The sequence below is a fragment of the Robertmurraya sp. FSL W8-0741 genome, from assembly GCF_038004005.1.
GTDB classification, from domain to species: domain Bacteria; phylum Bacillota; class Bacilli; order Bacillales; family Cytobacillaceae; genus Robertmurraya; species Robertmurraya siralis.
Window position 1 is genome coordinate 565678 of the sequence record NZ_JBBOQG010000001.1, and the last position, 11804, is coordinate 577481.

At 40.7% G+C, this 11804-nt stretch carries 9 protein-coding genes; 7 read left to right on the plus strand and 2 right to left on the minus strand.

The window, feature by feature from the left end; translation table 11 throughout:
- Nucleotides 1-132: 132 nt before the first annotated feature.
- The 5 genes from NST02_RS02815 to NST02_RS02835 all read left to right on the plus strand — a co-directional run bounded on the left by NST02_RS02815 (nt 133) and on the right by NST02_RS02835 (nt 5654).
- Nucleotides 133-960, plus strand: coding sequence for an electron transfer flavoprotein subunit beta/FixA family protein (locus NST02_RS02815; RefSeq protein ID WP_340947924.1), 828 nt, complete (start codon nt 133-135; stop codon nt 958-960).
- Nucleotides 960-1985, plus strand: a complete 1026-nt coding sequence (locus tag NST02_RS02820; protein WP_137743794.1) for an electron transfer flavoprotein subunit alpha/FixB family protein — start codon at nt 960-962, stop codon at nt 1983-1985. Before NST02_RS02815 ends, NST02_RS02820 begins: the two co-directional genes overlap by 1 nt.
- The gene (locus NST02_RS02825; protein ID WP_095312407.1) at nt 1978-3273 is read left to right on the plus strand and encodes an FAD-dependent oxidoreductase; all 1296 of its coding nucleotides are present in this window, start codon (nt 1978-1980) and stop codon (nt 3271-3273) included. The genes NST02_RS02820 and NST02_RS02825 overlap by 8 nt, the downstream gene beginning before the upstream one ends.
- Nucleotides 3273-3569 carry a ferredoxin family protein gene (locus tag NST02_RS02830; protein ID WP_170943631.1) on the plus strand — a complete coding sequence of 99 codons (297 nt, stop codon included), beginning with the start codon at nt 3273-3275 and terminating at the stop codon, nt 3567-3569. The genes NST02_RS02825 and NST02_RS02830 overlap by 1 nt, the downstream gene beginning before the upstream one ends.
- Before the next feature lie 336 nt (nt 3570-3905).
- Nucleotides 3906-5654, plus strand: coding sequence for a methyl-accepting chemotaxis protein (locus NST02_RS02835; protein WP_211344114.1), 1749 nt, complete (start codon nt 3906-3908; stop codon nt 5652-5654).
- A gap of 565 nt (nt 5655-6219) precedes the next feature.
- On the opposite strand, the gene putP is transcribed toward NST02_RS02835, so the two are convergent.
- Together putP and NST02_RS02845 are read right to left on the minus strand one after the other, a co-directional pair.
- On the minus strand, nt 6220-7701 hold the full coding sequence (gene putP, locus NST02_RS02840) for a sodium/proline symporter PutP (protein ID WP_212934066.1): 1482 nt from the start codon (nt 7699-7701) through the stop codon (nt 6220-6222).
- Nucleotides 7702-7979: 278 nt separating this feature from the next.
- On the minus strand, nt 7980-8903 hold the full coding sequence (locus tag NST02_RS02845) for a proline dehydrogenase (protein WP_340947930.1): 924 nt from the start codon (nt 8901-8903) through the stop codon (nt 7980-7982).
- 597 nt (nt 8904-9500) lie between these two features.
- Between NST02_RS02845 and NST02_RS02850 the strand changes: the two genes are divergently transcribed.
- Nucleotides 9501-10880, plus strand: coding sequence for a sigma-54 interaction domain-containing protein (locus tag NST02_RS02850; RefSeq protein ID WP_212934065.1), 1380 nt, complete (start codon nt 9501-9503; stop codon nt 10878-10880).
- Nucleotides 10881-10893: 13 nt separating this feature from the next.
- Complete coding sequence (locus NST02_RS02855) at nt 10894-11799, plus strand: aminoglycoside phosphotransferase family protein (RefSeq protein WP_340947932.1); 906 nt, start codon at nt 10894-10896, stop codon at nt 11797-11799.
- Nucleotides 11800-11804 lie beyond the last annotated feature (5 nt).

The following is an 11804-nucleotide window of genomic DNA, read 5'->3' on the forward strand; positions in this document are numbered from 1 at the left end:
TGGTTTCAAAAAGCTTTTTATAAATAAAAATCGGAATATTCGAATTTATACACTTGCAACTTAATATAGTAAAAGTAAACAGGCTTAAATGACTTTGTAACAATGGCAAAAGTGAAAAGAGGGGGGAATGGAATGCTGCATATTGTAGCATGTATTAAGCAAGTACCAGATACGAAAGTTATTAAAATGAACCCAAAAACAAACACGATGGACAGGAGAACGGCACCGGCAATTTTAAATCCGTATGACGCCCATGCAGTAGAAGAAGCTGTGCGTTTAAGGGAGCGGTATGGGGGAAAGGTATCCGTCTTAACGATGGGGCCGCCTCCTGCAGTTAAAGCGATTAAGAAATGTATTGAAATAGGTGCTGATGAAGGCTATTTGATAACGGATCGGAGATTTGCGGGAGCTGATACGTTAGCGACCAGCTATGCATTAACGAAAGCGTTAAACAAAATTTCAAAAGAGAATCCAGTAGATTTGATCATTTGCGGAAAAATGTCGATTGATGGTGATACTGGGCAGGTCGGACCAGGTATCGCGAGACGCCTTGATATTCCTCCGCTTACATCTGTCAACAAAGTGGTGGAGATAAATAAAGAAGAGAAAAAGGCGATCGTTCATCGGAAATTGGAAGATGGTTACGAGGTAGTCCAATCAACGTTACCTTGCTTATTTTCTGTTGAAAAAACCATTAATGAAGTGCCATATGCCCCGTTTCCAAATATGCTGAAGGCAGCAAAATACAATCCATATATTTGGTCTGTTGATGATTTAGAAGACGTGGATATTAAACAATTAGGGTTGAAGGGCTCGCCAACAATCGTTTCAAAGGTATGGGCACCGCCAAAACCTGAGGGCGGTACAATGCTAGAAGGAAACCGGCAGGAGCAAGTTGAACAATTGCTTTCCATTCTGCACAAGAAGAAAGAATTGTTTACGATAAAGGGGGAATCATAATGGATTTCCAAGATTACCAAGGTGTTTGGGTATTTATTGAGGAAAAGGATGGTGCCGTTGCTTCCGTATCGCTAGAATTGCTAGGGGCGGGGAGAAAGCTGGCTGATAAAAGAGGCGTTGAACTCGCGGGTGTGATTATTGGTGAACATATTAAGCATCTTTCCAAAACAATTTTTGAATATGGGGCAGATATTGCTTACGTTTACGATGATCCCATTTTTAAAAATTACCGTACAGAGTCATATATGAAGGCTTTATTAGATTGTTCAGCAAAACATAAGCCGGAAATTATTCTTTATGGTGCTACTTCAACGGGAAAGGATTTGGCGAGCGCAGTAGCAACGGATTTGCCAACAGGTTTGACGGCAGACACAACCGAGCTGGATGTGGAGGAGGATACTGGGCTATTGCTTGCAAGTCGACCAGCTTTTGGCGGGAATATTATGGCAACCATTTTATGTAAGAAGTATCGTCCGCAAATGGCAACTGTACGGGCAAAAGTAATGAAAGCGCTGCCTCCTGAGCCTGGAAGAGAAGGGAGGATTGTAGAGGAGAGCATTTTATTGCGTGAGGAGGATATTCGCACAAAAGTATTGGAGATTGTGAAGGAAACAACAAAGAAGGTGCGAATTGATGAAGCGGATATTATCGTTGCTGGTGGAAAGGGGTTAGGGAGCGCGGAAGGGTTTCAATTGGTGCATCAATTGGCGGAGACACTAGGTGGAGCTGTTGGAGCGAGCCGAGACGTGGTAGAAGCAGGTTGGATTGAACATGCCCATCAAATAGGGCAAACGGGGGTTACGGTAACCCCGAAAATTTATATAGCACTCGGCATTTCTGGAGCGATTCAGCACATTGTTGGAATGAAAAATTCAGGACTCATTATCGCCATCAATAATGATCCGGAAGCGCCCATTTTCGAGTCATGTCACTACGGAATTGTCGGGGATGCATTTGAGATTGTGCCGATGTTAATTGAACAGTTAAGTGAGGTAATGTCGAGAGAGGGGGTTAGTCATGTCTGAGAAATTTGATGCTATTGTCGTTGGAGCAGGGCCGGCCGGGATTTCATGTGCTCATGATTTAGCAAAGGGAGGAGCGCATGTCCTGCTTTTGGAAAGAGGGGAATACCCAGGTTCAAAAAATGTTATGGGCGGAGTGCTTTATCGGAAAATGATGGAGGATATTATTCCTGAATTCTACAAGGAGGCTCCGCTCGAGCGCCCTATTGTGGAACAGAAATTTATGATGATGGATAAGGAATCAGCAGTCACCTTTAGCTATAAGGGGATGGAATGGGGAAAGGAACCTTATAATAATTTCACGGTTTTACGGGCGAAGTTTGACCAATGGTTTGCCGATAAAGCTGTACAACAAGGAGCAATCCTTATAAATGAAACAGTTGTACTCGAATGTATTGTTGAGAATGGTAAAGTCGTGGGCGTTCGCACGGATCGCCCGAATGGGGATGTGTATGCTGATGTGGTCGTTCTTGCAGATGGGGTTAATTCCCTCCTAGCTCAGTCACTTGGTTTTCATAAAGAATACAGGCCAGATGAAGTGGCGTTGGCGACGATGGAAATATTGAAGCTTGATAAAAAGGTGATCGAGGATCGCTTTAATTTGGAAGACAATCAGGGTTGCACGATTGAATTGTTTGGGGATGCGACAAAGGGGATTCTAGGTACCGGATTTCTTTATACGAATAAAGATACTTTAAGCATCGGCGTCGGCACGCTTTTATCAGGCTTAATTAAACACAAAATTAAACCATACGAGCTTCTCGAATATGTCAAGTCTCATCCGATGATTCGCACCCTTATTCAAGGGAGCGAGCCACAGGAATACTTGGCTCACCTTATACCGGAAGGTGGCTATCACTCGATGGGGAGGATTGTCGGTGACGGGGTTATTGTCATTGGGGATGCCTCTCAATTAGTCAATGCGATTCATCGTGAAGGATCGAATTTGGCGATGACATCAGGCAGATTGGCAGCGGAAACGATTCTTTTAGCAAAAGAAGCAGGGGATTTCACCGAAAAAACGCTTGATCATTATCGTGTTCGATTACTGGACGGATTTGTCGGTCAGGATATGAAAAAGTATAAGGATTCAACCCATCATTTTGATCAAAATCCTCATTATTTTGACCAATATATTCCGATGCTCAATAGAGCAGCTAGTCAAATGTTTACGGTTGATGGACAATCAAAATGGGAAAAACAAAAGAAAATCTGGAAGGATCTTGGCTCACCCAAGGAAAAAATGAAAATGGCTCGTGATATGTATCGAGCGTGGAAGGTGGTCAAGTAATGAGTGAACAGAAGAAGTATCAAACGATTGAAGAGAAGCAATATCTTGTTCGTTTTAATGCTGATACAAAATCCCATCTTCATGTAAAGGACGAATCAATTTGCTTAACAAAATGCCCCGATAAAATTTGCACAATTTTTTGTCCAGCTGAGATTTATAAGTGGGAGGACATTCGCATGCATGTTGGCTACGAAGGCTGTCATGAATGTGGCAGCTGCCGGATAGGTTGCCCTCACCAAAATATTAAATGGGAATACCCAAAAGGCGGTCACGGGATCGTATTTCGCTTGGGATAATGAACGAAGCCGCTACTTTTATAAGGAAGCGGCTTTCTATACGCGCCTTTTGTAGATGTGCCAGTGAAATTCCTCTGGAATTATGTAATTCCGGAAAAAATAGCTGCGATTCCGGAAAAAATCGGTCTAATTCCGGAAAAATCCCCTGTAATTCCGTAAAATTCAGTTTAATTCCGAAAAAACCCCTCGTAATTCCGAAAAAACCGTCCATAACATAAAAAAAACGCATGTGTTTTTACAGGAACTTTAGAAAACCCCTTTTCCTCTTAACATAGCATTTACAAATGAACGGTATAATTTTTATAGGAAAATAGTTGCGTACAAGGAGGAATCCTTTTGAAAAAATATAGGATTAAAGCATTAAATCCTTTGCAAAAGATGAAAGGGTGGAGTACGAAAATTTTGCAAAAATTAACGTTGGGAAAGAGGATATTTCTGCTGTTCGTCTCATTATTAATTGTTGCTGTTGTAGGAGTTGGGTTCACATCCTATATGAAGGCGAAAGATATTACAATGGATACGATAGAAAAGCGATTAGAGAGGGAAACAGAATTGATCGGTTATATCGCTGAAAACTTGAAATTTGTCTATATTAGTGATGATGCTTATTTCATGCAACAGCTAGACAGCAGTGTTCGTTCTCAACAGGAGGTTCTTAAAAAAGAGGGCATTGAGTCAGAGGTTATGTACATAGCAGATGGTACAGCTATTCCGTTTAAGGTCAGTGAAAAGAGCTTACCTAACCTTTCTCCAAAACTAATACAAGAGATAACAGAACTAGAAGATGGGGTCTTGCATAGGTCAATTAATAATAAGGAATATACGATTACTTTTCGGCAGTTGGAGGAGATTGGAGGAATCTACGTGATGTTGATTCCAACAAGCGCTTATTTGCAGCCTGTTCAAAAGATGGTTTATGTTACCCTTATTGGGATTGGGATCAGTGTGTTAGTAGCGACCGTCATTATTCTATTACTCGTTCGCACCGTAACAAAGCCGCTTAATATTCTCCGCAATACTATGCGAGAGGTGCGTGGCGGTACATTCAAAATGACCAGTGGAATCAAAACGACCGTTCCCGAAATAACCTCTTTGCAAAAAAGCTACCATTCTATGATTGAACATATGAGCGGCATTATCCGCGAACTGCAGATGACGACAAAGGAACTTGCACAAACGGGTGGCGATTTAATGAAATCGTCTGAACAAACTCTTGATTCTAGTCATCATCTCATCTCCGCCATCGATTTAGTAAGGCATGGTGCAGAGCAAACTGCTAGCAGTTCAGAGGACAATGCCAATAGCTTCAAAGATATGAAACAATTAATAGAAGCGATGATTGTGAAAATGGAAGCGATTTTTGCCAGTTCTAATAAAATGAATCAAACCGCCGAAGACGGAGAGGTAAATATTAAGGAACTCATTTCGATGATCTATCAGTTTGAGGAAGATTTTGAGCATTTGACTGGTACGATTACGGAAGTAAAACAATTTTCAAGTTCGATTACAAAGCTTGTCGGTTTAGTGAGTGGCATATCGGAGCAAACAAAATTGCTGGCACTTAATGCATCGATTGAAGCGGTGAGGGCAGGAGATGCAGGAAAAGGGTTTGCAGTTGTCGCTCAGGAAGTTCGAAAATTGGCAGAGCAATCTTCGAAGGCGACAGAGGACATCGCTAATGCGATTGGAAAAATGGAGAATATTACAATTGGTGCAACGAAAGAATTTGAACAAATGCTAACTAAGATTAATATGAACTTGAAAATGGCGAGTGCTTCAAGAGATTCTTTCGATGAACTAATGAAGGAGATTGGTGAGGAGAGCAGCCGATTACAAGGAATGAAACAAGAATTATCGCAATTGGCAGGTTTTTTACCTAAGCTTGAGCAAGCAACTGTAAGCTTTACTTCCATCTCACAGGAGACGCTAGCAAGTTCAGAGGAAATGCTTTCTGTTAGTGACGATCAAATCGAGCAAATTGAGAACACCAATCAAATTGGCAAGAAACTCCATCAATTGTCACAAACTCTCACTGAAATGGCAAACAGATTTCAATTTGAAGGGCAATCAAGCACTAAAGCATAAAATTTTCGGGGCTGTCCGATAAGTCTCTAAAATAATGGAAGTGGAGTTTCTCTCGATGGATACTTTGAAAGTAGCTGGCGAATACCTGCTACTTTCCAGATATTGAGCTCATGCTACAACTTACGAACTCGACGTACCCAAAATGAGAAAGTTACCATGACTTCTTAAACAGCTTTTTTTGTGAGCTATCGTAATGCAAGGGAAATCCGCAGTTAACTTTAAAAAACCTCGCAATCAACCAGTAAATCCCCGCAATTTTATGCAAATTTTTCACAATTCAGTTAGGTGGTCGAAAAAATAGCTCATGCGATTTAGCTGATCATCAACCTCGTATCATAAATGCAAAACCACTGCGGTCAAGCCAGAGTAGAGTTTTTCTGTCGGCCTTTCTTACGGCTGCCTTTTAAAGAAAATGGTTTTATAACAGAGTATCTTCCTCATGAATTTCCTATTCGTTATTTTTCATCGCTACATCCGAGGTTGTCTCGGCTGAATCCATTCGGAAGAATCTCCGCCAAAACAGCCGAGGCCAAAAAATTTTCGCTTGTTGGACATTCCCATTGCTTTAAGACTGTATGGAAGAGGCGTTGTTCTTCATTTCAATCTCAAATTCATTAAATTTTTCAACGACAGAATTATGTGGCTTAGTGAATAAACTAACAACAAAGATGGCAAGAGAGCTAAAGGCAAAGCCGGGAATCATTTCATAGAGAACCTCGGATAATCCGAGGTTGGCCCAAGTGATTACCGTTGCTGCTCCGACTATCATTCCAGCTAACGCCCCCCATTTCGTCATTCTTCTCCAATAGAGGCTAAATAAAATAAGAGGACCGAAAGCAGCCCCGAAGCCTGCCCAAGCATACCCAACAAGCTCAAGAATGGTTGAGTTCTTTTCCCATGAGATGGCAAATGCCACGAGGGATACGATAAGTACTGAAAATCTTCCGATGAGTACTAGTTCTTTGTCAGTGGCTGAGCGCTTGAGGAAAGTTTTATAAATATCTTCTGTTAGCGAGCTAGAAGAAACTAATAATTGCGATGAAATCGTACTCATAATAGCAGCAAGAATCGCAGCAATTAAGAAACCGGTAATAATAGGATGGAACAACACGTCTCCTAATACAATGAAGACTGTTTCCGCATCCTTTAATGCTTCGCCTTTTGTCGTGAAATATGTGATGCCAAGAAAGCCTGTAGTGATGGCGCCAAGCATGGAGAAGATCATCCAGCCCATTCCGATACGCCTTGCCTTTTTAATTTCTTTAACTGCTTTAATCGCCATAAAGCGAACGATAATATGTGGCTGGCCAAAATAACCAAGACCCCATGCGAACAAGGAAACAATCCCCAAAAAACTTGTGCCTTGAAAAATATCGAGAAAAGCTGGATTGATAGTACGAACTGTCTCAATTGGGCCATCTCCACTTACATGAATCCACGTAACAAGAGGTACGAGAATGAGGGCAATTAACATGATGAGCCCTTGGACAAAGTCAGTTAAGCTTACAGCTAGGAACCCACCGAATAATGTATAGGCAACGACAACGGCAGCAACAATCCAGAGGCCTGTCGTATAGTTTAAGCCAAACATGCTTTGGAATAATACGCCACCGGAGACCATGCCTGACGAAACATAAAAGGTAAAAAAAATTAAAATGACCAGGCCAGAAATGATTCGTAGAATTTTGGAGCGATCGTCAAAACGGTTTTCCAAGAAAGCAGGAATCGTAATAGAGTTATTGGCTTTTTCTGTAAAGATTCTAAGACGGGGTGCTACATAGATCCAGTTTGCCCATGCACCGAGTGTGAGTCCGATTGCAATCCATGAACCGCTGAGCCCTGTTGCATAAATAGCTCCTGGGAGTCCTAATAACAGCCAACCGCTCATATCAGAAGCTCCGGCACTTAGTGCTGTAACCGCCGGACCTAGTGTTCGTCCGCCAAGCATGTAATCAGTTAAATCGGAAGTCCTTTTATAGGCATAATAACCAATCCAAAGCATTCCAAACATATAGATTACAATCGTAATTAGTACAGAATAATCCATGAACTTTCCCCCTTGTAATTCGTTATGGCGATAAAATATTATTTCATTTTGAAATAAACAAACCAAAATGTTTAGCATTATTAATAGATATGTAATCTAGACGAATCATTATACTATTTTTTTAGCTGTGCTAAACAAATTGCTTGGCTTAGGGCTTTTCATGGAGTTAACACTACTTTTAAACAGAGCGGGAAGGTGTGAGCAAGACGGGGTTTACATAAAATGATCCAATAAAAAAGGACAATCTGAGGTGATTGTCCTTTTGCTGATAAAAATGTTTATTTTTTTGAGAAAAATCCTCTTAATGCAAATCCGACATTCTGTGGTCTTTCTGCTAAGCGGCGCATAAAATAACCGAACCAATCATCACCGAATGGAACATAAACACGCATCTTATAGCCTTCTTTCATAAGACTTTCCTGAAGCTCTTCGCGAAATCCATAGAGCATTTGGAATTCAAATTGGGTGCGCGGAATATCATTATCCTCAGCAAATTTTTTAACTTTTGCGATAATACGGTGGTCATGTGAAGCGATGGCAGTGTAACTGCCGCTTTGCAAATGCTCTTTAATAATCTTCATGTAATTTTCGTCAATTTCTTTTTTATCTTGATAAGCAACCGCTGGTTCTTCTTTGTAGGCTCCTTTTACGAGACGGAGAGATATCCCCTTTAAGTCTTTCACGTCATTGTGGGCACGGTATAAGTAAGCTTGAATAACCGTACCGACATTATCAAAACCGTACACTTCTCGGAGTTCCCGTAAAATATCTAATGTTATTTGACAATGAGCATAATCTTCCATATCAATCCTTACAAAATTGTTCGTTCTTTTGGCGGCATCAAGAATTTGGCACATATTCTTTACACAAAACTCCCGATCGATATCAAGTCCAAGCTGGGTCATTTTTACAGATAAATGGCTGTTTACCCCCGCTTTTCCAATCGCCTCTAGCGTACGGACGTTGTATTCGGTAGCCTGCAATGCCTCCTCGGTGCTATTAACAAACTCTCCTAAATGATCCAATGTACATAAAATGCCTTTGTCATTAAGTTCTTTCACAGTTTGAATGGCATGATCGATCGTTACGCCCGCTACTACTTGCGCTGCACCGAACTTCAGCCCCCACTTTCGAGCTGCTTTATTCAACCCTTTATGCTGAGATACATAGAGAAAAAAATTTTTAGAAATTGTTGAAAACATACAAATTTCCCCCATTATATATAGTTTCCAAAAAACTAAGCAATTCCTTGCTCAAGAATGAATGCTGTTTTTTATAACAATGCAAAAAACATGCCAACATTAAAAATAGTTACTTGAGTACATTTCACAATGTACAAAGACTGAATAAAAACGAACAATTCTTCAAGTGAATATGCTAGTAGTTCGTGCTTCATAAAGCTTAAATAAGGAGGGAGCTTCTGTATTTTTATTTTTTAATTTGGTTTTATTAAACAATACATGATTTTTGGGCTCATTTCGTGTGAAACCTTGGTTTCACACGCCTTCCAGTTATGCTGAAAGGTCCTCTAATCCCATGAAACAATAGGAGAAAACAAGATTTCTTCTAGTGTTTCATGGGATCAGAGAGAAAATGAGCCCAAAAGTAACACCAATATATAACAAAGTTATTAATTCAAAGTACGTGATCAAGAAATTAATTTAATTATAAAATATTCTTTACATGTTGTTTATGAGATTGTATTGTTTGGTTAACAAAAGTGTTTATAATTGTATTTTTTTTATACAAAATAGAGGTTTAGTCTTAAACAGTACTCAATAAAAGGTGGGTTGATATACATGGAAGCTCGGTTTGCTCTACAAACGTTGCAGGCAATATTGTCTTCGTTGGAGGAAGCGATTTCAGTTGTTAATACAAAGGGAGAATTAGTCTACTGGAACGAGGCGGCTGAAAGAACGTACCAGATTAAAAAAGAAGAAATTATTGGAAGAAACATCCGTGATTTTTTTCAGCAAGAAGATGTGATGCACTTAAAGGTTTTGGCAACAGGTAAGCCTGTCCGGGATGTCTACCATATGCCAAGACCTGACAAGCATGTGCTTATTAGTACGACCCTGCTTTACAATGAAGAAAATGAAATCATGGGCAGTTTGTCGATTGAAAAAGATATTACGTCGACGATTCATTTAAATGAAAAACTATCATCGGCATCGAAGGAATTACAGCAGTTAAGGCAGCATATGAACCAACAGCATGATGATCCGTTTGCAAAAGTAAAAGGCGTTCACAGTTCAATCCAACAGTTGATCCATCAAGCAAAGAAAATGGCAAAATCAGATGCGACGATTCTGATTAGCGGCGAGAGCGGTGTTGGGAAAGAGTTATTTGCCCATGCCATTCATGAGAAAAGCAGTAGAAAGGAAAAACCATTTATTCCGATCAATTGCGGAGCGATTCCGAATGCATTGTTTGAAAGCGAGCTCTTTGGTTATGAGTCAGGTGCCTATACGGGGGCATCAAGAGGAGGAAAGCCAGGGAAATTGGAACTGGCAAACGGAGGAACTCTCTTTTTAGATGAAGTAGGCGAGCTCCCTCTTGATATGCAAGTAAAGCTACTGAGGGTTTTGCAGGATAGAGAAGTTTATCGAATTGGAGGTTTAACTCCGAAACAAGTTGATATTAGAGTGATTGCCGCCACGAACCAAATTTTGGAAAAGATGGTTGCTGAAGGAACTTTCCGTTCAGATTTATACTATCGCTTAAACGTGTTCTCCGTAAACATTCCACCTTTACGGGCAAGAAAAGAGGATATTCCGTTACTCGTTTATGATTTCCTTGAGGAGTTTTCCTATAAATATCAAAAACAAGACTATACAATTGAGCAGAACGCTTTGGCGATATTGCTTGATTATGATTGGCCAGGTAATATTCGCGAGCTGCGAAATTTAATGGAAAGGCTCGTCGTGTTAAACGAAAGCGGTGAAATTACGGAGACAGATCTATATCAAGTACTTCATGTTGGGAAGGAGCCTTCCGTACATCTTGATTTCCAAGTGGCATCCCTTGCAGCAGAGAAAGGAAAATTGGAAAAGGAACGGATTTTGGAGACTTTGCAAAGTACATTTGGCAACAAAAGCATCACGGCAAAAAGACTTGGCATGTCGCGGGCGACCCTATACAAAAAGATGCGAAAGTACGGAATTGTATTTGAAAAATGATGGGAGTGAACAAATGTATATTCCAGATTCATTTCGGAAAAAAATGACACGAGCCTTTAAAGAAGAAGGAGCACGCTGGTTAGATACTCTTGAAGAGCGTGTCAATGGTTACTTAGCAAGATGGAATCTAATCTCATTGGGACCGGTTTCTAATTTATCTTATAATTATGTGTTAAATGTGTTAGATGAAAACGGTGTGCCAACTATTTTAAAAGTGTCACTTTCGAGTCGTGAATTGGAAAATGAAATGAGAGCATTGCAGCTTTATGATGGAAACGGCTGCTGCAGGCTATTGAAGGCAGATGTGGAGAACGGCGTCATTCTCTTGGAAAAAGTAGCACCAGGGACGATGCTTGCAGAGCTAGAGGACGAAGAACAAGTGCTAGAGCAATTTATGAACGTTTGGAAAGCTCTGCGTCGCCAAGATCCAAAGGGGGCTCACTTTCCTATGATTCATCAATGGGCTTCCCAGCTTCCGAGATGCAGAAAAATGCAAGAGTACCAAACTGGCCAATTTTCAGAAGAGATTTTGCAATTAGCTGAGCAGTTTTTTAAGGAAATGACCGATACAACCGAGGGTTTGCAACTGCTTCATGGCGATCTCCATCATGAAAATATTCTTTTTTCAGAGGAGAAAGGGTGGATCGCGATTGACCCGAAGGGAATCATCGGGGATCCTTATTTTGATGTTGTTTCATTTTTAATGAATCATCTACAGGAAAAGGAAGATCCGAAGCGGGTGTTATGGGAGAGAGTGGAAGTACTGTCTCGCGGCTTGTCATTTGAGCGTAAGCGACTATTAAAAGCGGGACTAGCGATGACGGCATTGTCAGCCTTTTGGAGTATGGAAGAAGGCGATCGGAGCTGGAAGCAAACTTATCAATATACATGGTGGTTTCATGAGTGGTTAAGAATGTAAGGAGG

Bases quoted from the DNA above. Each gene is read 5' to 3' on its own strand.
- NST02_RS02815 (WP_340947924.1), top strand. From the start codon at position 133: ATGCTGCATATTGTAGCATGTATTAAGCAAGTACCAGATACGAAAGTT.
- NST02_RS02820 (WP_137743794.1), top strand. From the start codon at position 960: ATGGATTTCCAAGATTACCAAGGTGTTTGGGTATTTATTGAGGAAAAG.
- NST02_RS02825 (WP_095312407.1), top strand. From the start codon at position 1,978: ATGTCTGAGAAATTTGATGCTATTGTCGTTGGAGCAGGGCCGGCCGGG.
- NST02_RS02830 (WP_170943631.1), top strand. From the start codon at position 3,273: ATGAGTGAACAGAAGAAGTATCAAACGATTGAAGAGAAGCAATATCTT.
- putP (WP_212934066.1), bottom strand. From the start codon at position 7,701: ATGGATTATTCTGTACTAATTACGATTGTAATCTATATGTTTGGAATG.
- NST02_RS02845 (WP_340947930.1), bottom strand. From the start codon at position 8,903: ATGTTTTCAACAATTTCTAAAAATTTTTTTCTCTATGTATCTCAGCAT.
- NST02_RS02850 (WP_212934065.1), top strand. From the start codon at position 9,501: ATGGAAGCTCGGTTTGCTCTACAAACGTTGCAGGCAATATTGTCTTCG.
- NST02_RS02855 (WP_340947932.1), top strand. From the start codon at position 10,894: ATGTATATTCCAGATTCATTTCGGAAAAAAATGACACGAGCCTTTAAA.